An 18,372-nucleotide genomic window follows, 5' to 3' on the forward strand; every position below is an offset into this window, starting at 1 on the left:
TCGAGGGGGAGGCGGCCGGGGAGGCCGTGACCGGGGTCGGGCGGTGGCTCGGGGGCCGGGTCATCCGGTTCGCCGGCCGCCTCCGCGTGACCCACGTGGCGGGCGCCCGCGTCAGCTCTCCTTGGAAGGCTTCCACCAGTCGGGGTGGTCGCGGTACCACTCCACGGTCCGGCGCAGGCCGTCCTCGAAGGACGTCAGGGGCGTGTAGCCGAGCTCCTCGCGGATCTTGGCGTCGGAGAGCGAGTACCGCAGGTCGTGGCCCTTGCGGTCCTCGACGTACCGGATCATCGAGCGGTCCGCGCCGCAGAGGTCGAGGACGCGTTCGGTCAGGGAGAGGTTGTCGAGCTCGTTCCCGCTGCCGATGTTGTACGTCTCACCCGCCCGGCCCCGGTTGAGGACGAGGTTCAGGGCCCGGCAGTGGTCGTCGACGTGCAGCCACTCACGGACGTTGCGCCCGTCGCCGTAGACCGGCACCGGGAGGCCCTCCAGGAGGTTCGTCACGAACCGGGGGATGAGCTTCTCGGGGTGCTGGTACGGGCCGTAGTTGTTGGAGCAGCGGGTGATCGACAGGTCGAGCCCGTGGGTGCGCCAGTAGGAGCGGGCCACCAGGTCGGAGCTCGCCTTGGAGGCGGCGTACGGGGAGTTCGGGAGCAGCGGGAAGTCCTCGGTCCACGAGCCCTCGTCGATCGTGCCGTACACCTCGTCGGTGGAGACGTGCACGAGCCGCTCGACGCCGGTGCGCAGCGCGGCCTCCAGGACCGTCTGGGTGCCGAGGACGTTGGTGCGGACGAATTCGGCGGCCGAGTCGAGGGAGCGGTCGACGTGGGACTCGGCGGCGAAGTGGACGACCGCGTCGTGCCCGGGGAGCAGGTCGAGCAGGAGCGGCAGGTCGCAGATGTCGCCGCGGACGAACGTGAGCCGGTCGTGGGAGGCGGGCAGGTTGGCCCGGTTCCCCGCGTAGGTCAGCTTGTCGAGGACGGTGACGGTGTCCGTGCCGTCGCCGCCGTACTCCCCCGCGAGCAGGGAGCGGACGTAGTGGGAGCCGATGAATCCGGCGCCGCCGGTGACGAGGGTCCTCATGGCGTTCCTCCGAGGAGCGTGTCGAGTGGACGAGGGTGGTGACGGGAGCGGGCTTCTCGGGGAAGCGGGCGCCTCCCGGGAACAGGTGCTGCCCGGGAACGGATGCTGCCCGGGAACGGATGCTGCCCGGGAGCGGGTCAGCCGGCGCGCGCTATCTCCATCACGTACTGGCCGTACGGGGACTTCGCGAGCTGTTCGCCGAGCCGCAGGCAGGCCTCGCGGTCGATGAAGCCCATGCGCCAGGCGACCTCCTCCAGGCAGGCGAGCCGGACGCCCTGGCGGTGCTCCAGGATCTGCACGTACTGGCCGGCCTCGGTGAGCGCGTCGTGGGTTCCGGCGTCGAGCCAGACGAACCCGCGCCCGAGGGACACCAGTTCGGCCTGACCCCGCTCCAGGTAGACGCGGTTGACGTCGGTGATCTCCAGTTCGCCGCGCGCGGAGGGCGTGAGGTTCTTGGCGATGTCGACGACGCCGTTGTCGTAGAAGTAGAGCCCGGTGATGGCGAGGTCGGAGCGGGGGTGCGCCGGCTTCTCCTCCAGGGACACGAGCCGTCCGGCCGCGTCGACCTCGCCGACGCCGTACCGCTCGGGGTCGCGGACCGGGTAGCCGAAGAGCACGCAGCCGTCGACGTTCCGGGCCTTCTCCTGGAGGATCGCGGAGAAGCCGGGGCCGTGGAAGATGTTGTCGCCGAGGACGAGGGCGACGGAGTCGTCGCCGATGTGGTCGGCGGAGATGACGAACGCCTCGGCGAGGCCGCGCGGCTCGTTCTGGACGGCGTAGCTGAGCGAGATGCCCAGCGGCGAGCCGTCCCCGAGCAGGCGGCGGAAGTTGTCGATGTCGTCGGGCGACGAGATGATCTGGATGTCCCGGATCCCGGCGAGCATGAGCACCGAGAGCGGGTAGTAGATCATCGGCTTGTCGTAGACCGGCAGCATCTGCTTGGACGTGCCGAGGGTGATCGGGTGCAGCCGGGTGCCGTGGCCTCCGGCCAGGATGATGCCTTTCACAGTTCTCTCCTCGTGGGGTTCCCAGCCTCGTGGGGGGCGGGGCGGCGTTCAAGGTGCGGCGTCGGGGCGGCGCGGCGGCGTACGGCGTCGAGCAGCCGGGCCTGGCGCAGCGGCGCCTTCCGGTCCTGGGCGACGGGGCCCCCGGCGCGTACGGCCGCGGTGAGGGCGGCGAAGGCGGCGACCGTGTTGCGGACCTGGTCGTCGGCGTCCAGGACGTGCTCCTCGACTCCGGTACGGGTTTCGAGGCGCACGACCGGGCGGTGGTCGGCCGGCGGGGTGTAGGCCCGCTCGACGGTGAGACGGCCCTCGCTGCCCCACAGCTCGTACGCCGACCGGTAGCCGTGGTCCATGCCGAAGGCGATGTGCGCGGTCACCCCGGCCGGGGTGGCGAGCAGCGCCCCGCCGGCGGTCTCGACCCGGCTGCCGGCGCCCCGGACGAGGTGCGCGCCGAGGACGTCGAGGTCGTCGCCGAGCAGGTGCTGGGCGGCCCGCAGCGGGTAGACGCCGACGTCGCCGAGGGCGCCGCCGCCGAGGGCCGGATCGTGCCGGATGTCGGTGTCGGGCAGTCGCGGGATGCCGAACGAGGCGTGCATCGCGCGGAGTTCACCGATGGCCCCGTCCGCGACGAGCTTGCGGACGTCCGTGTGGAGCCGGTGATGCACGAACATCACGTTCTCCATCAGCGCGAGCCCCGACGCGGCGGCCAGGTCGAGCAGGGCGGCGGTGCTCTCCGGGTCGGTGGTGAGCGGCTTCTCCGCCAGGACGTGCTTGCCCGCGCGCAGGGCGGCCTCGGTCCACTCGGCGTGCAGGGCGGCCGGCAGCGGTACGTACACCGCGTCGACGTCGTCCCGCCGCAGCAGGGCCTCGTAGCCCGGGACCGCCGCCGCGCCGTAGGGGGCGGCCGCGGCGGCGGCCTTCGCCGGGTCCCGGCTGGCGACCGCGGTGACCTCGGTCTCCGGGAGCGCGGCCATGGCGGGCATCATGCGCCGGACGGCGATGTCGGCGCAGCCCAGGACGCCGATGCGCAGGGGTACGGGGGTGCTCCCCGGCCGTACGGGGGTGCTCACCGGGCCCGCACCGCCCGGGCGTGGACGCAGGCGAGCAGGGTACGGGCCTGGACGTTGAGGTAGTGGCCGTGCCGGGTGAGTGAGGTGAGCTGGGCGGCGGTCGCCCAGGCGTAGCCGGGCGGCGGGTCGGCGGGGGCCTGCTCCTCGTCGGCGTCCACCAGGAGGTAGCGGCTCTCGGCGTTGAGGAACCGGCCGCCCTCCTCGGAGTGCACGGCCTCGTAGCGGATGCGGGCGGGGTCGGCGCCGAGGACGTGGTCGAGGAAGAGGGGACGCTCGTCGGCCGGCAGGTGGGCGTAGTTCCCGGGGGTGTACTGGACGGTGGGGGCGAGTTCGACGGTGTCGAGGAAGCCGCCCTCGACCCGGGCGTGCACCAGGTAGTGCGGGACGCCGTCGAAGTCACGGGTCAGGAAGGCGGCGACGCCAAGACCGATCGGTTCGATCAACGGCTGTGTCCAGCTGGTGACTTCGCGGTTCCCGGCCTGCACGGACGCGGCGACGACCTTGAAGTGGCGGCCTTCCTCGTGCTCGATGGTCTCCGCGCCGCGCTTCCAGCCGGGCAGGTCCCGCAGCGGGACGCGCCGCGCGCGTACGTCGTGGCGGGAGCGTTCGCCGGTGAACCAGGAGAGGAGGCGGACGTCGGAGAGCAGCGCGCTCGCCGCGGTGTCCTCGTACGGCACGCAGGACAGCACGGTCCGCGCGTCCATGTTGATCACGTTGTCCCGGTGCAGGAGTTCACCGATCTGCCCGAGGGTGAGCCAGCAGAAGTCGTCCAGGAGCGGGACCTCGCCGGTGGCCTCGACGATCATGTTGCGGTTGGACTTCCGGAAGAACCAGGCGCCGTGCTCCGACTGGAGGGAGTCCGCGACGACGGTGCCGTGCTCGGAGCTGGTGAAGTACTCGATGTACTTCACGTCGCCGCCGCGGTGCGCCTTGGTGTAGTTGCTGCGGGTGGCCTGGACGGTCGGCGACAGCTGGAGCAGATTGCGGTTGCCCGGTTCCATCTTGGCCTGCATGAGGAAGTGCAGGACGCCGTCGAACTCCCTGGCGAGGATGCCGAGGATGCCGACCTCGGGCTGTTTGATGACGGGCTGGTGCCAGGAGCGGTACGGGCCGTCGCCGTACGGGCCGCCCTCCTCGACGACATGGAGGCCCTCGACGCTGAAGAACCGGCCGCTGCGGTGGACCAGGTTGCCGCCGTCCTCCTCGAAGAACCAGCCGTCGAGCGCGTCGAAGGGGACCCGGTCGACGCGGAAGGTGTGGGCGCGGCGGCGTCCGTCGAGCCAGGCGTGGAAGTCCTCGGTCGACAGGTGGGCGCCCCGGGTGGTGGCGGCGGAGAGGGCGATCCGCTCGGCGAGCCCTTCGGGTGCGCGCGGGGTGAGGGAGGCGGCCGTCGTGGTCGTGGTCATCAGGAGTGTCCCTTCGCTCCGGGGGCCTCGCCGGCGTTCCAGACCAGGTCGAAGGTGAAGGAGCGGATGCGCCAGCCCGCCGGGGTGCGGACGACCCGGGCGTCGTAGTGGCCGCCGATGGCGAAGTGCGCCGAGGGCACGGCGGCGTCGCGGACGTGGAAGGCGGTGAGGTGCGCGCGCACCTCGGCCTCGTCGCCGCTCAGCTCGATCGCGTACGCGCCGCTGATGTGGTGGGTGCGGGCGAAGGTCGTACGGGCCATCTGCTGGAAACGGGCGAGGCCTTCGAAGCCCTTGTACTCGCCCATGGGGAAGACGAGGTGGACGTCGTCGGTGAAGACCGAGTCGAACCAGTGGTCGCTGCCCCGGTTCCTGTCGAGGTGCGCGGCGTACCGGTCGCAGACCTCGGCTATATCGGCGCGGTCGGTCAACGTCCTGACGGCGGAGCGCAGTTCGTCGAGTGAGGAGGCGGTTGCGGTGGATGTCATGGTGTCGGCCTCTGTCGGTCGTGGGTCAGGGGGGTCCGGGGCAGGGGTCAGTGGCTCGGGAGGTCAGTGGCGGTTCGGGCCCGTGGACTGCCAGGTGCGGGGCCCCTGGAAGCCGCCGACCCGCTCAAGGCGGCGCCAGCCGGCGACGGGCCGGGAGACGGGGGCGGCGGTCGCGGGCGCCTGCGTACGGGCGAGCAGGACGGCGGTGACGGCGGCGAGTTCCTCGGGGCTGGGCGCGCCCTTCTCGACGCGCATGACACGCACGAGGTGGGCGGGGTCGGAGGAGGGGGCGGGGTGGGCGGAGTGGGCCGGGGCGGTCATCGGGCCTCCTACTGGGGCGGGTTGCCGTGCTTGCGGCGCGGCAGGTCGGCGTGTTTGGCGGCGAGCATGGCGACGGACCGGCACAGCACCCGGCGGGTGTCGCGCGGGTCGACGACGTCGTCGACGAGTCCGCGTTCGGCCGCGTAGTAGGGGTGCACGAGTTCCTCGCGGTACTCCTCGATCTTCTGGCGGCGCATGGCCTCGGGGTCGTCGGCGGCGGCGATCTCGCGCCGGAAGACCACGTTGGCGGCGCCCTCCGCGCCCATGACGGCGATCTCGTTGGTGGGCCAGGCGAGGGAGATGTCGGCGCCGATCGAACGCGAGTCCATGACGATGTACGCGCCGCCGTAGGCCTTGCGCAGGACGACGGAGATCCGGGGCACGGTCGCGTTGCAGTACGCGTAGAGCAGCTTGGCGCCGCGCCGGATGATGCCGTCGTGCTCCTGGTCGACGCCGGGCAGGAAGCCGGGGACGTCGACGAGGGTGACGAGCGGGATGTTGAAGGCGTCGCAGAACTGCACGAAGCGCGCCCCCTTCTCGGAGGCCTTGATGTCGAGGACGCCCGCCATGGCGGCCGGCTGGTTCGCCACGATCCCGACGACGTGCCCGTCGAGCCGGGCGAAGGCGCACACCAGGTTGAGCGCCCAGGCGCCGTGCACCTCCATGTACTCGCCGTCGTCGACGAGTTCCTCGATGACGCCGCGGACGTCGTACGAACGGTTGCCGTCGGCGGGGACGAGGTCGAGGAGACGGTCGCCCGGCCGGTCCACCGGGTCCGAGCTGGGTGCGAGAGGCGGCAGGTCGCGGTTGTTCTGCGGGAGCATCGACAGGAGGTAGCGGACCTCGGCCAGGCAGGTCTCCTCGTCGTCGTAGACGAAGTGGGAGACGCCGGAGACGCCCGCGTGGACGTCGGCGCCGCCGAGGCCGTTCTGGGTGATCTCCTCGCCGGTGACCGCCTTGACGACGTCCGGTCCGGTGATGAACATCTGCGAGGTCTCGCGGACCATGAACACGAAGTCGGTGAGGGCGGGGCTGTAGGCGGCGCCGCCGGCGCACGGGCCGAGCATCACCGAGATCTGCGGGATCACCCCGCTCGCCCGGGTGTTGCGCTGGAAGATGCCGCCGTATCCGGCGAGCGCCGAGACACCCTCCTGGATACGGGCACCCGCGCCGTCGTTGAGGGAGACCAGCGGAGCACCGGCCGCGATGGCCATGTCCATGATCTTGTGGATCTTCGTCGCGTGCGCCTCACCGAGCGCGCCGCCGAAGATCCGGAAGTCGTGGGCGTACACGAAGACCGTCCGGCCCTCGACCGTGCCCCAGCCGGTGATCACACCGTCGGTGTACGGCTTCTTCGCCTCGAGGCCGAAACCCGTCGCGCGGTGCCGGCGCAGCTGCTCGATCTCCGTGAAGCTCCCCTTGTCGAGGAGCAGCCCGATCCGCTCACGGGCCGTCAGTTTGCCCTTGGCGTGCTGGCGTTCGGTGGCGCCCGGATCGGGGCCCTCCTGGGCCAGCTCCCGGAGGCGGCCGAGTTCGGTGAGTCGGTCCGCGAGGGCTCCCGCGGCCGTGGACGTCGTGGTCATGCGCTTCCCACTCCCCTTTCGGTGTGCGTGTCGTGCGTCGTGCTGGTCAGGTCCTCGGGCCGCACTTCCCTCGTCGTGACCCGAGGTGTGCTGTCGGTACGGAGTGCGGCGGCCGCCGCGTGGTCCGGCCCGCCCGCCAGGTCGAGGACGACCCAGCCGGCGGGGCGCCGGGCGCCGTCCCGCCCGGACTCCCCCAGGTAGTCGGCGGAGAGGCCCCGGGCGAGTCCGGTGCCGAGGCCTTTCAGGTAGGCCTCCTTACGGGTCCACAGCCGGGCGAAGGCCTCGGCGAGCCGGGGTTCGGGCAGGGCCGCGAGTTCCTCCTGCTCGGCCGGGTGGAGCGCGCCGCGGCACAGCTCGGCGGTCGCGTACGGCGGGACGCGCTGCACGTCGACCCCCACCGGCCGCCGTGCCACCCCGAGCAGCACCAGGCCGTGGCTGTGCGAGAGCGAGAAGGAGGGCGCGCGGGGTACGCCGAGCAGCACGGGCCGCCCCGCCGCCTCCCTGCCGAAGCGCAGCCGCCGCGCGGGGACGCCGGTGTACGGGGCGAGGACCCGGCGCAGCGCGAGGTGCGCCGCCAGGTACTGGACCCGGTCGCCGGGTCGTACGTAGGCGTCCGCCCGGTGCCGTTCCGCACGGTCGAGCTCCCCGGTCGCGAGGGCGCGGGCGGCGGCGGAGTCCACCGGGGGCGGGCGCAGGGTCCAGAGGTGGAGGTCATCGTCCGCGACCCTCAGGAGCGGCATCGCGGACCAGCCTTTCGTGGGAGTCGGCATCGGGGCCGGGTCGGGCGTCGAGGTCGGAGTCGGGGCCGGGCTCGGGGGGCGCGGCGCCGGTGCCGCCTCCGCGGGGGCGGACCCGTGTCCTCCGGTACTCGAAGGCGAGGGCGGCGAGCGCGGCCGCCAGGGACACCAGGCCGCCGAGCCAGAGCCCCGCGCGGCCGCCGAACCGTTCGGTGAGCAGACCGACGAGCAGGGCTCCCAGCGGGGTGGAGCCCTGAAGGATCAGGGTGTACAGGGCGAGGATCCGCCCCCGGTAGCGGGGGTCGCTGCCGAGCTGGATCCGGTGGTTCGCCGCCTGGGCGAAGTAGATCGACGCGAAGCCGGTGAGCGTGAGCAGGCCGACCGCCGCGAGGAAGCCGGGCGCCCAGCCGGCCGCCGTCTCCAGGACCCCGAAGGCGAGGGCGGAGCCGATGACGGTACGGGCGGCGGGGCGGCCGCTGCGCCGGGTGCCGGCGATGGCACCGAGCAGGGAGCCCGCGGCGAAGGCGGTGGTGAGCAGCCCGAAGGAGGCGGCGTCGGCGTCGAAGACGGTCTTGGCGAGCAGCGGCAGGGTGAGCTGGAAGTTCATGCCGAAGAGGCCGATCACCGCGACCAGCGCCATGGGGAGGGTGAGATCGGCGCGGGAGGCCGTGTAGCGCAGGCCGTCGATGACCCGCGCGTCCCGGCGTCCGCCCCGACCCCCGGCGGTGGCCCCGCGGTTCTCCTCCGGCCGCATCATGCGCAGCCCCGTCACGGTGGCGAGGTAGCTGACCGCGTTGAGGGCGATGGCCCAGCCGGTGCCGAAGCCGGTGATGAGCAGTCCGGCGAGGGCAGGTCCCGCGACCCGGGCGACGCTGAAGTACGCGGCGCTCAGGGCGGAGGCGTTGGGGAGGAGTTCGTTGCCGACCAGTTCACCGACGAAGGACATGCGGGTGGGGACCTCGACGGCGTTGACGATGCCGATGCCGAGCGCGAGCAGCCAGATGTGCCAGAGGCGGACGGTGCCGGTGAGGACGAGCACCGCGAGGACCAGGGCGAGGGCCCCGGCCGCCAGGTTGGCGAGGGTCAGCAGCATCCGCTTGTCGTGGCGGTCGGCGAGCCGGCCACCGTAGAGGGTGAGGAGCAGCATCGGGGTGAACTGGAGGGCGGTCACGGCCCCGAGGGCCGTACCCGAGTCGCCGGTCATGCCGAGGACCAGCCAGTCCTGGGCGACGACCATCGTCCAGGTGCCGGCCACCGACACCACCTGTCCGGCGGCGAACAGCCGGAAGTTGCGGACGGACAGGGAGCGGAAGGTGTTCGATCGGGCCTTCACCATGAGCGGGGGTCACACCTCGGGTCGCAGGGTCGCGAGGCACTCCTCCAGGAACGCGAGGGCCCGCAGATGGTACGTACGGGCCGTCAGGCCCAGGCTGATGTTGTGTCCGGCGTCCGGCAGCCGTTCGACGAGGAGCCGGGGGGCGGCGGTGAAGCGGCCGGTGAGCCGGGCGAGGGCCGCTTCGTCGTGGCGCCACCACGACTCGTACTCCGCGAAGGTCAGCCGTACGGGTACGCGGACCCGGGCGGCCACCTCCGGGAACATCCCGGGCCAGCGCAGTGCCTCGGCCCGTTCCCGTTCCGGCATGGGGGCGACGAGCGCGCCGCTGGCCGTGAAGGTGCCCGGCGGGTAGAGGCGCAGGGCGCCCCAGTTCCGGGTCCAGTGGCCGTGGCCCCGGCTCCCGGGGAGGTCGTCGGGCCCCACCGCGTACTCCTGGCCGCAGCCGGAGACGTCGAGCCCCAGGAGCGGGGCGCCGGCGGTTCCGGTGTCGTGCGCGGCGGCGGTCAGCGCGAGCTTCCCTCCGTAGGAGTGGGCGAGCAGGAAGAGTCCGGCGCCGGTGGCGTGGCGGCCGGCGAAGTCCGCGAGGGCGGCGCGCAGGGTGTCCGACTGTTCGGTCAGCGTCTGGCCGTGGGGCAGCCGGGCGGTGGACTCGCCGTATCCGGGCCGGTCCAGGGAGAGGACGGTGAAGCCGAGGCGCGCGCCCAGGGTGAGCAGGGACAGGCCGGGCTGGGCCTGGCCGTGGAAGTAGCCCGCGCTCATGCCGCCGCCGTGCAGGGCGACGACGGTCGCGCGCGGCGCCGCGCGTTCCCCGGGAGCCCGCCCGTGCCCGTGGCCGTACTCCTGCCCCGGTTCGGCGAGGAGTGCGGAGATCGGGATCCCGGCGCCGTCCAGGACGATCCGGCGTACGCCCCCGGTGAGGGGCGTCGCCGGAGCGCTCGTCGTGGTGGTCACCGGGACACGCCGCCGTCGGCAGCCGGGCTCGAGCCCGGGACGGGCGGGCCGAACCAGCGCGTCAGGGCCGCTTCCAGGCCCTCGCCGTCCGTCCCCTCCGAGGTCGTCCACACGATGTGCCCGTCCGGCCGGACCAGGACGGCGGCCGTGCCCGCGAGCACGTCCGTGCCGGTGACCGGGTGCGGTACGCCGGTCACGGTGACCACCCGGTCCTTCCAGGCCGCCGCGGTCTGCCGTACCCCCGGGTCGTCCGCGAGGTCGAGCAGCACGCCCTGCGCGGAGTGGAGCAGCCGCGTCGTGCTGGTCTCCCCCGCCGCGGTGGTGAGCGCCCGGTGCGCGAGCCGCGCCCCGGTGAGGGTGCCGTCCGGCTCGCCGTCCTCCCCCCCGTACCGGATGTCGAGGCCGCTGACGACACCGGCCAGGTGCCGCTTCACGTCGTCGTACGCGAGGAGTTCGGTGAACAGCTCGCGCAGCGGGTCCGACTCCTCACCGCCGAGGAAGACCGTGCCCTGGGCCCGGGTGTTCATGAGGAGGCGCTGCCCCACCGGGTGGCGTTCGCCGTGGTACGTGTCGAGCAGCCCGTCCGGCGCCGTGCCGCGTACCGCGGCGGCGAGCTTCCAGCCCAGGTTGGCGGCGTCCTGGACGCCGGTGCTGAGGCCCTGGCCGCCGGCCGGCAGGTGGATGTGGGCGGCGTCGCCCGCGAGCAGGACGCGGCCGCGCCGGTACTCGGTGGCCTGGCGGGTGGTGTCGGTGAACGAGCTGACCCATTCCGCCGAGCCGCCGCTGATGTCCTCACCGGTGATGCGCTGCCAGGCGGCGGCCACCTCGGCGAAGCTCACGGCCTCGGCGTCGCGGCGGTCGCGGGGCGGGGTGCCGTGCGGGCAGACGATGATCCGGTCGACGCCCTCGGCGAGCGGCGCGGCCATCACCATGCCCTCCGGCAGCCGTTCGCCGAGGAACCGCGGCTTCAGGCCGCAGCCGACGACGTCCGCGAGGTACATCTCGCGGGTGGCGGGAGTGCCGGGGAAGTCGAAGCCCGCGGCCTTGCGGACCGGGCTGTGCCCGCCGTCGCAGCCGACCACGTAGGCCGCGCGGAGCCGCCGCTCCCCCTCCGGGGTGCGGACGGTGACCTCCACGGCGTCCTCGTCCTGGGTGAGTCCGGTGAACTCCCAGCCGCGGCGGATGTCCGCGCCGAGTTCGGCCGCCCACTCCTCCAGGACCGTCTCGGTGGTGTACTGCGGGATGCCGCGGGCGCCGAAGTGGGCGCCCTCCAGGACGGTGTAGTCGAACTGCACGCCGCCGAAGTGCCCCAGCGGGCTGGTCTCCAGGGTCTCGCCCTGGCCGAAGCGGGGCAGCAGTCCGCGCTGGTCGAAGACCTCCATCGCGCGGGCGGTGAAGCCGAGCCCGCGGGACTGGCCGGTGGGCCGCTCCAGGCGCTCCGCGACGAGGACCCGGGCGCCGCCGAGGCGCAGCTCGCCGGCGAGCATCAGTCCGGTGGGGCCGGCACCGATGACGATGACGTCGATGTCGGTATCGGCGCCGGCGCGGGTGCCGGCGTCGGTGGGCGTGTTCGGGTGGGGAGCGGACTGGGGCATGGTTCCGGGGTCCTTCCGCGGAGTGGATGGGTGGGAGCGCCGAACCAGCGGCGCAGGGCCGCTTCCGGTCCTTCGCCGTCCGCCGAGGTCCAGGCCAGATAGCCGTCGGGCCGTACGAGGACGGCGTCGAGGCCGTCGAGGACGCCGCCGGGCACGGGCCGGGCGACGGCGACGCCGACCCGCCCGGGCCGGGCGGCGGCCTCACCGGCGGTGGTGCCGTCGTCGGTTGTGCCGTCGTCGGTGAGGACCACGAACAGTCCGCGCCCGGCGCGCAGGTGCCGGTCCACCGCCTCATGGCCTTCGGCGAGGGCGGTCCGGGGCAGCCGGGTGCCGGTCAGCGGATGCACGGCCGCTGACCCGGAGCCGGCCCCTGCGGGCTCGTACCGGATGCCGAGGCCGGAGATCTTGCCGGCCAGGTGCGCGCGTACCTCGTCGAGGCCGATGAGCGGGCCGAGCAGGGCGCGGACGGGTTCCGCCTCGGGGCCGCCGAGGAGCAGCAGGGCCTGCGCCCTGATGTTGCCGAGGACCTGGCGGCCGACGGCGTGCCGTTCGTCGTGGTACGTGTCGAGCAGCCCGGCGGGGGCGGTGCCGCGCACGGTGGCGGCCAGTTTCCAGCCGAGGTTGACGGCGTCCTGGAGGCCCAGGTTGAGGGCCTGGCCGCCGATGGGCATCTGCTGGTGGGCGGCGTCCCCCGCCCACAGGACGCGTCCGTCGCGGTAGCGGGTGAGCTGGCGGTTGGCGTCGTGGAAGGAGTTGACCCAGAGCGGGGTGCCGCCGCTGATGTCCTCCCCCGTGACCCGCTTCCACACGTCCACGACCTCGTCGAATCCGGGTTCTCCGGTACGGGGGAGCGCAGGCCTGCCGAACTCGTGCACCATCACCCGGGTGACGCCGTCCCTCCGCGCCGCCACGGCGAGTCCGCCGGGCAGCCGCTGGAAGCGGCGGTTCGGGACGTCGATCCCGGCCACGTCCGCGCGGAGCAGCTCGCGCCGGGCCTCCTGGCCGGGGAACTCGGCCCCGGCCAGGGCCCGTACGGTGCTCTGCTCCCCGTCGCAGCCGACGAGGTACCGCGCCCGGACGCGTACCTCCCGGCCGTCCGGGCCGGTGGCTCCGGCCTCGACGTACGCCTCCGTCACCGTGAGGGAGAAGCAGGCGTGGCCGCGCCGGAGGTCGGCCCCCAGGCCGGTGGCCCATTCCTGGAGCAGCGCCTCGGTCCGGGTCTGCTCGACCTTCCACTGCCCGGGGTGGGGGCTGGGCAGCGTCAGGTCGAGCGGGATGCCGCCGAAGTGCCCGCGGGGCTCCGACGGCGGGGTGCCGAGCGGGGTCAGCAGGCCCCGCTCGTCGAGCAGCTCCATCGTGCGGGCGTGGAGGGTGGAGGCCCGGGACTCGGTGGTGGGGGTGTCCCTGGCCTCCAGGACGATCACGTCCGCGCCGCCGAGCCGCAGTTCGCCGGCGAGCATCAGGCCGGTGGGACCGGCACCGATGACGACGACGTCGGTCTCCAGGGTCGGCATGATCAGCCCTTGCCCTCGGTACGGGGCTCGGCGTCCCCGGTCCGGGGGTCGGTGCCCCCGGTCCCGGCCTTGGTTTCGGCGTACTCCTTGGCGTACCCGAGGGTGGCCCGGCTGTTGGTGCTGAGCGCCGTGCGCACGTAGTCGCGGGCGTCGGCGACGGTGGCGTCGGCGCCGAGGATCCGCGCGATGTTGTCGGTGTTGAGGACGACGGTGTGCTGGGAGGAGGCGCTGACGCCGTCCTCGTCCTCCGTGAACGTCCAGTAGCCGGTGTGCAGGTTCATCAGCGCCGGCAGGGTGATCTGCTTGTAGGCGATCCGGTGGTGCGGGAAGGTCACCCGGTACGACTTCGTGGTGTGGGTGGAGCCGTCCTTGGCCCGGGTGTCCATCTCCAGGCTCTGCAGGCCGGGCGTCTCCTCCTCGAAGCGCACGGTGGCGACGTGCGGCAGCCGCTCGGGCCAGAGGTCCGCCTCGTTGACGAAGTCGTACACGTCCTTGGCGGAGCCTTCGACGCGTACGGTGTCCTCGAAGGAGAAGGTGATCTCCTCGGAGGCGTGGGCCAGTTCGACGTTCGTCTTGAGGGCGGCGAGCTCGGAGCGCGAGTTGCGGTCGACGGCCTCCTCGATCCACTTCAGGCCCTCCGGGTCGTCGTCGACGGCCCGGTAGTCGTGCAGCAGCCGGATCCGGGACTCGGTCGCGGAGACCGGCTCGATGATCCAGGCGCCGCCCATGGCGGCGACGGGCGGGGTGGAGACCTCCTGGCGGAAGGTGATCCGGAGGTTCTCCGGGTCCAGGGTCCGCTTGGACGTCCAGTTCTTGGGGGCGCCGTTGGCGGTCGCCCAGATCCGGATGCGCTCCTCCCGCTCACCGCGTTCCACGTGGTCGACGTAGAGGGTGGGCGGGAAGATCCGCGGCCAGTGCTCCACCTCGGCGATCAGCCGGTACACGGCCCGGGCCGGGGCCGCGACGGTGATCTCGTGCTCGATCTCACGGGTCGTCATCGTGAATTCTCCTCGGGATGGGGCGGGTTGGTCGCCGGGGATCAGAAGTTGCCGAGGCCGCCGCAGACGTTGAGCGCCTGCGAGGTGATGGAGGCGGCGGTGTCCGACGCGAGGTACCCGACGAGGCCGGCCACCTCCTCGGGGGTGGAGTAGCGGCCGAGCGGGATCTTCGACTGGAACTTCTCGAGGATGGCGTCCTCGGAGGTGTCGTACGCGGCGGCGTAGCCCTGCCGGACGCGCTGCGCCATCGGGGTCTCGACGTAGCCGGGGCAGACCGCGTTGACGGTGATGCCGGTGGGGGCGAGCTCGTTGCCGAGGGCCTTGGTGAAGCCGACGACGCCGTGCTTGGAGGCCGAGTAGGGGGCGCCGAGGACGACGCCCTGCTTTCCGGCGGTCGAGGCGATGTTGATGATGCGGCCGCGGGACTTCTCCCGCATGCCGCCGGTGGTGAGGGCCTCGCGGGTGAGCCGGAAGACGCTGTTGAGGTTGGTGTCGATGACGTCGTTCCACAGCTCGTCGGTGAGGTCGGCCGTGGGGCCGCCGCCGCTGCGGCCGGCGTTGTTGACGAGGACGTCGACGGTGCCGAAGCGGTCGACGGCGGCGCGGACGAAGGCCTGGACGTCGTCGCCGGAGCGCACGTCGAGCGTGGTGCCGTCGACCTCGTGGCCCTCGTCCTGGAGCTGCTTGACGGTGGCGGCGACGTTCTCCGCGTTACGGGCGCCGAGGAACACGCGGTGGCCCTGGGACGCGAGGAGCCGGGCGACGGCGAGACCGATGCCGCTGGTGCCTCCGGTGACGAGGGCGACCCTCTTCTCCTGCTTCTCCTGCTGGGTCATGCTTGCTGTCTCTTCTCTGCCGGGGTGCGTACGGACGGCGGGTGCCGGGGGGCGGTCGGTCAGGCGGCGGTGACGGCCGACAGGTGGGCGTTGACCGCGTCGATGAGGGCGCGCGGGGTGTCGGCGTCGGACAGCACGTCGTCGTCGAGGGTGATGGCGTACTCGCGCTCGATGCGGCTGCCGGTCTCCAGGAGGGCGAGCGACTCGTAACCGAGCGTCTCGAAGTGGCTGTCGAGGATGTCGCCGTCGAGGTCGACGCCCTCGGCGGCGCCGGCGCCCTCGCGCAGGATCCGCTTGAGGTCGTCGAGGGTGAAGGGCTGGGTGCTCATGGTTCTTCTCCTGTGGGTGAGGTACGGACGGGGGGTGGAAAGTCAGTTCGCGGCGCGGACGACCATCGCGGAGTTGAAGCCGCCGTGGCCGCGGGCAAGCACCAGGGCGGTGTTCACCTCGGCGGTACGGGGCTGGGAGACGACCAGGTCGAGGCCGTACTCGGCGGCCGGGTCGACGTTCACGGTGGGCGGGATGACGCCCTCGTCCATGGCGAGGAACGCGGCGGCAAGGTCGAGCGGCGCGGCCCCGGAGTACAGCCGGCCGGTCATCGTCTTGGGCGCGGTGACGGGGACGGCCCCGGTGCCGAAGACGCTGTTGATGGCGTCGGCCTCGACGCGGTCGAGCTCGGGGACGGCGGCGGCGTCCGCGAAGACGACGTCGACGTCACGGGGCGTCAGTTCAGCGTCGGCGAGGGCGAGTTCGATGGCCTTACGCAGACCGGGCTCGCGTCCGCTGCCGGGGCGGGGGTCGAAGGTCGAGCCGTATCCGGCGATCTCGCCGTAGATCCGGGCGCCGCGCTCCCGGGCGGCCTCCGCGGCCTCCATGACGAGGATCGCACCGCCCTCGCCGGGCACATGGCCGCGGGCCTCGCGGTCGAAGGGCACGTACGCCCGGGTCGGCTCCTCGCTGGTGCTGAGGCGGTCGGAGGCGAGCTGCGCCACCCAGCCCCAGGGGCAGAGGGAGGCGTCGACACCGCCGGAGACGATCAGGGGGGTGCCCTTGCGGATCTGGCGGCGGGCCTGGGCGACGGCGTCGAGGCCGCCGGCCTGGTCGCTGACGACGACACCGCTGGGGCCCTTCATGCCGTTGCGGATCGATATCTGGCCGCTGTTCACCGCGTAGAACCAGGCGAAGGACTGGTACGCGCTGACGTGCTGGCTGCCCTGGCTCCACAGCTTCTGCAGCTCGCCCTGGCCGAACTCGAAGCCGCCGGATGAGCTGGCCGTCACCACGCCCATGTCGAACTCGCCCTGCTCGTCCGGTCTGACGCCCGCGTCGGCCAGCGCCCAGTCGGCGGCGACCAGCGCGATCCGGGTCACCCGGTCGGTCTGCGGCAGCAGCCGGCTCGGGAGGTGCTCCTCGGCGGCGAAGCCGGGCACCTCGCCGGCGAGGCGCGCCGGGTATCCGGAGGGGTCGAAGCGGGTGAGCCGGCCGATGCCGCTCTTGCCGCCGAGGGTCGAGGCCCAGAAGTCCTCCCGGCCGAGGCCGTTGGGCGCGGCGACACCCAGTCCAGTCACCACCACGGACGCGCTCATGCGGTCTTCCTCTCGGGACGGGCCAGCACCATGGCGCTCTGGAAGCCGCCGAATCCGCTGCCGACGGTCAGGACGGTGTCCGTGAGCTGCTCGCGGGCGACGAGCGGGACGTAGTCCAGGTCGCACTCGGGGTCCGGGGTGTGGAGGTTCGCCGTCGGCGGCACCACGTTGTGTTCCATGGCGAGGGCCGAGGCGGCGATCTCGATGGAGCCGATGGCGCCGAGGGAGTGGCCGACCATCGACTTGATCGAGCTGACCGGGGTCCGGTACGCGTGCTCGCCGAGGCTCTTCTTGAAGGCGGCGGTCTCGTGGCGGTCGTTCTGCTTGGTGCCCGAGCCGTGCGCGTTGATGTAGTCGATCTCGGTGGGGTTCATCCGCGCCTCGTCGAGCGCGATCCGGATCGCCTCCGCCATCTCGGCGCCGTCCGGCCGCAGACCGGTCATGTGGTACGCGTTGCTCCGGGTGGCGTAGCCGGCGATCTCCGCGTAGATGTGGGCGCCGCGCCTGCGGGCGCTCTCCAGCTCCTCCAGGACGAAGACGGCCGCGCCCTCGCCGAGCACGAAGCCGTTGCGGGTGCCGTCGAAGGGCCGGGAGGCGTGCGCCGGGTCGTCGTACCGGTTGGTCGTCGCCTTGATGGCGTCGAAGCAGGCCATCGTGATCGGGGAGATCGGGGCGTCGGAGGAACCGGCGACCATGACGTCGGCGGAGCCCTCGCGGATCAGCTCCACGGCGTAGCCGACGGAGTCGAGGCCGGAGGTGCAGCCGGTGGAGACCACGGTGTTGGGGCCCTCGGCGCCGACGGCCCAGGCGACCTCGGCCGAGAAGGAGCTGGGCACCAGGTAGTTGTAGAGGTGCGGCACCGCGTACTCGTGGTCGACGAGTTCGAGCCGGCCGCCGTCGCTGACGGTCCGGTACTCCTCGTCGAGCCCCATGGTGGCGCCGACGGCGCTGCCGACGGTGACACCGACGCGGTGCGGGTCGTGGGCGGCGAGGTCGATGCCGCTGTCGGAGACGGCGCCGCGCGCGGCGACCACCGCGAACTGGGCGGCCCGGTCCATGCGGCGGACCTCCTGCGGGGTCAGGCCGTGGGCCTCCGGGTCGAAGTCGATCTCGGCGGCGACGCGGGAGCGGAACGGCGTCGGGTCGAAGAACGTGATGCCCCGGGTCGCCGTACGGCCCTCGCTGAGCAGGTCCCAGAACTCCTTGGAGCCGGTGCCACCGGGGGCGAGGACCTCGATGCCGGTGATGACGACACGTCGTGCGCTCACGCGTTCGCCTCCCAGGTGTAGAAGCGGGTGGCCATGGCGTCGGCGGGCGAGCGCCAGGTGGCCGGGTCGTAGGCCTGGATGAAGGGCTTCAGGTCCTCGCTGATCCCCACGAAACGGGGGTCGGTCTTGGCCTGCTCGATGAGCTCACCGCCGTTGTCCGTGTCGAAGTCCTGGAGGTGGAAGTAGAGGCCCCGGTAGGAAAACAGCTGACGCCGGCGCGTCCCCATGAGATGCGGCATCTCGGAGGCGTCGAATTCGGCGAACAGTTTGGCTACGTCGGTGCTCGATCCGGGTTCCATACGAGCCACGATCAGAGTGCTGTGCATGTGTTGTTTCTCCTCACCGGAAGAAGTCCGTCCTGGGAAAGGACGTACTGGAAGAAGGCCTGGGGGTGGCGGGGAAGGTATACGGAAGAGTTCGGGAAAGGGTGGGTGAATTTCCGGGGGCGGGTGAATTTCCGGGGCGCGGCGACGTCGACGCGTGAATTCAGTCCTTGATGTCGCAGAGGGCTGCGCCGGAGGTGACGGAGGCGCCGACCTCGGCGGTCAGGCCCTTGACGGTGCCGGAGCGGTGCGCGTTGAGGGGCTGTTCCATCTTCATCG

The 18,372-nt window shown here is 72.7% G+C and carries 19 protein-coding genes; all 19 read right to left on the bottom strand.

The window, feature by feature from the left end:
• Nucleotides 1-111: 111 nt before the first annotated feature.
• Complete coding sequence (gene rfbB / locus ABT034_RS34350) at nt 112-1,080, bottom strand: dTDP-glucose 4,6-dehydratase (RefSeq protein ID WP_351221030.1); 969 nt, start codon at nt 1,078-1,080, stop codon at nt 112-114.
• Nucleotides 1,081-1,217: 137 nt separating this feature from the next.
• Complete coding sequence (gene rfbA, locus ABT034_RS34355; RefSeq protein ID WP_351221031.1) at nt 1,218-2,087, bottom strand: glucose-1-phosphate thymidylyltransferase RfbA; 870 nt, start codon at nt 2,085-2,087, stop codon at nt 1,218-1,220.
• Nucleotides 2,084-3,154, bottom strand: a complete 1,071-nt coding sequence (locus ABT034_RS34360) for a Gfo/Idh/MocA family protein (RefSeq protein WP_351221032.1) — start codon at nt 3,152-3,154, stop codon at nt 2,084-2,086. The genes rfbA and ABT034_RS34360 overlap by 4 nt, the downstream gene beginning before the upstream one ends.
• Nucleotides 3,151-4,560 (bottom strand): NDP-hexose 2,3-dehydratase family protein, encoded by a 1,410-nt coding sequence (locus tag ABT034_RS34365; protein ID WP_351221033.1) that lies wholly within the window; start codon nt 4,558-4,560, stop codon nt 3,151-3,153. The genes ABT034_RS34360 and ABT034_RS34365 overlap by 4 nt, the downstream gene beginning before the upstream one ends.
• Nucleotides 4,560-5,045 carry a nuclear transport factor 2 family protein gene (locus ABT034_RS34370; RefSeq protein ID WP_351221034.1) on the bottom strand — a complete coding sequence of 162 codons (486 nt, stop codon included), beginning with the start codon at nt 5,043-5,045 and terminating at the stop codon, nt 4,560-4,562. The genes ABT034_RS34365 and ABT034_RS34370 overlap by 1 nt, the downstream gene beginning before the upstream one ends.
• A 63-nt stretch (nt 5,046-5,108) precedes the next feature.
• Entirely contained in the window at nt 5,109-5,300 is a 192-nt protein-coding gene (locus tag ABT034_RS34375; protein WP_351221046.1) for an acyl-CoA carboxylase subunit epsilon, read from the bottom strand.
• A 74-nt stretch (nt 5,301-5,374) separates the two neighbouring features.
• On the bottom strand, nt 5,375-6,949 hold the full coding sequence (locus ABT034_RS34380; RefSeq protein WP_351221035.1) for an acyl-CoA carboxylase subunit beta: 1,575 nt from the start codon (nt 6,947-6,949) through the stop codon (nt 5,375-5,377).
• Nucleotides 6,946-7,689, bottom strand: coding sequence for a 4'-phosphopantetheinyl transferase family protein (locus ABT034_RS34385; protein WP_351221036.1), 744 nt, complete (start codon nt 7,687-7,689; stop codon nt 6,946-6,948). Before ABT034_RS34385 ends, ABT034_RS34380 begins: the two co-directional genes overlap by 4 nt.
• The gene (locus ABT034_RS34390; RefSeq protein WP_351221037.1) at nt 7,661-9,022 is read right to left on the bottom strand and encodes an MFS transporter; all 1,362 of its coding nucleotides are present in this window, start codon (nt 9,020-9,022) and stop codon (nt 7,661-7,663) included. Before ABT034_RS34390 ends, ABT034_RS34385 begins: the two co-directional genes overlap by 29 nt.
• A 9-nt stretch (nt 9,023-9,031) precedes the next feature.
• A complete protein-coding gene (locus ABT034_RS34395; RefSeq protein WP_351221038.1) occupies nt 9,032-9,973 on the bottom strand; it encodes an alpha/beta hydrolase in 942 nt (313 codons plus the stop codon).
• Entirely contained in the window at nt 9,970-11,460 is a 1,491-nt protein-coding gene (locus tag ABT034_RS34400) for an FAD-dependent monooxygenase (RefSeq protein WP_351221047.1), read from the bottom strand. Before ABT034_RS34400 ends, ABT034_RS34395 begins: the two co-directional genes overlap by 4 nt.
• Entirely contained in the window at nt 11,460-13,082 is a 1,623-nt protein-coding gene (locus ABT034_RS34405; protein ID WP_351221039.1) for an FAD-dependent monooxygenase, read from the bottom strand. Before ABT034_RS34405 ends, ABT034_RS34400 begins: the two co-directional genes overlap by 1 nt.
• 2 nt (nt 13,083-13,084) lie before the next feature.
• Complete coding sequence (locus tag ABT034_RS34410) at nt 13,085-14,080, bottom strand: aromatase/cyclase (protein ID WP_351221040.1); 996 nt, start codon at nt 14,078-14,080, stop codon at nt 13,085-13,087.
• Nucleotides 14,081-14,121: 41 nt separating this feature from the next.
• Nucleotides 14,122-14,916: a 3-oxoacyl-ACP reductase FabG gene (fabG, locus tag ABT034_RS34415; RefSeq protein ID WP_351221041.1), complete on the bottom strand. Its 795-nt coding sequence runs from the start codon at nt 14,914-14,916 to the stop codon at nt 14,122-14,124.
• Between the two features lie 59 nt (nt 14,917-14,975).
• A complete protein-coding gene (locus tag ABT034_RS34420; RefSeq protein WP_351221042.1) occupies nt 14,976-15,245 on the bottom strand; it encodes an acyl carrier protein in 270 nt (89 codons plus the stop codon).
• A 42-nt stretch (nt 15,246-15,287) separates the two neighbouring features.
• A complete protein-coding gene (locus tag ABT034_RS34425) occupies nt 15,288-16,502 on the bottom strand; it encodes a ketosynthase chain-length factor (protein ID WP_351221043.1) in 1,215 nt (404 codons plus the stop codon).
• Entirely contained in the window at nt 16,499-17,770 is a 1,272-nt protein-coding gene (locus tag ABT034_RS34430; protein WP_351221044.1) for a beta-ketoacyl-[acyl-carrier-protein] synthase family protein, read from the bottom strand. Before ABT034_RS34430 ends, ABT034_RS34425 begins: the two co-directional genes overlap by 4 nt.
• The gene (locus tag ABT034_RS34435; protein ID WP_351221045.1) at nt 17,767-18,096 is read right to left on the bottom strand and encodes a TcmI family type II polyketide cyclase; all 330 of its coding nucleotides are present in this window, start codon (nt 18,094-18,096) and stop codon (nt 17,767-17,769) included. Before ABT034_RS34435 ends, ABT034_RS34430 begins: the two co-directional genes overlap by 4 nt.
• Nucleotides 18,097-18,256: 160 nt before the next feature.
• Nucleotides 18,257-18,372: biotin/lipoyl-containing protein (locus ABT034_RS34440; RefSeq protein ID WP_351221048.1), on the bottom strand; the 116-nt coding region annotated here is incomplete at its 5' end.

The sequence above is a fragment of the Streptomyces sp. NPDC002773 genome (assembly GCF_040295605.1).
Taxonomy (GTDB): Bacteria; Actinomycetota; Actinomycetes; order Streptomycetales; family Streptomycetaceae; genus Streptomyces.

Bases quoted from the DNA above. Each gene is read 5' to 3' on its own strand.
- ABT034_RS34410 (WP_351221040.1), bottom strand. From the start codon at position 14,080: ATGACGACCCGTGAGATCGAGCACGAGATCACCGTCGCGGCCCCGGCC.
- ABT034_RS34385 (WP_351221036.1), bottom strand. From the start codon at position 7,689: ATGCCGCTCCTGAGGGTCGCGGACGATGACCTCCACCTCTGGACCCTG.
- ABT034_RS34365 (WP_351221033.1), bottom strand. From the start codon at position 4,560: ATGACCACGACCACGACGGCCGCCTCCCTCACCCCGCGCGCACCCGAA.
- ABT034_RS34405 (WP_351221039.1), bottom strand. From the start codon at position 13,082: ATGCCGACCCTGGAGACCGACGTCGTCGTCATCGGTGCCGGTCCCACC.
- ABT034_RS34380 (WP_351221035.1), bottom strand. From the start codon at position 6,949: ATGACCACGACGTCCACGGCCGCGGGAGCCCTCGCGGACCGACTCACC.
- ABT034_RS34375 (WP_351221046.1), bottom strand. From the start codon at position 5,300: ATGCGCGTCGAGAAGGGCGCGCCCAGCCCCGAGGAACTCGCCGCCGTC.
- ABT034_RS34435 (WP_351221045.1), bottom strand. From the start codon at position 18,096: ATGCACAGCACTCTGATCGTGGCTCGTATGGAACCCGGATCGAGCACC.
- ABT034_RS34425 (WP_351221043.1), bottom strand. From the start codon at position 16,502: ATGAGCGCGTCCGTGGTGGTGACTGGACTGGGTGTCGCCGCGCCCAAC.
- ABT034_RS34400 (WP_351221047.1), bottom strand. From the start codon at position 11,460: ATGCTCGCCGGCGAGCTGCGCCTCGGCGGCGCCCGGGTCCTCGTCGCG.
- ABT034_RS34420 (WP_351221042.1), bottom strand. From the start codon at position 15,245: ATGAGCACCCAGCCCTTCACCCTCGACGACCTCAAGCGGATCCTGCGC.
- fabG (WP_351221041.1), bottom strand. From the start codon at position 14,916: ATGACCCAGCAGGAGAAGCAGGAGAAGAGGGTCGCCCTCGTCACCGGA.
- ABT034_RS34390 (WP_351221037.1), bottom strand. From the start codon at position 9,022: ATGGTGAAGGCCCGATCGAACACCTTCCGCTCCCTGTCCGTCCGCAAC.
- ABT034_RS34370 (WP_351221034.1), bottom strand. From the start codon at position 5,045: ATGACATCCACCGCAACCGCCTCCTCACTCGACGAACTGCGCTCCGCC.
- rfbB (WP_351221030.1), bottom strand. From the start codon at position 1,080: ATGAGGACCCTCGTCACCGGCGGCGCCGGATTCATCGGCTCCCACTAC.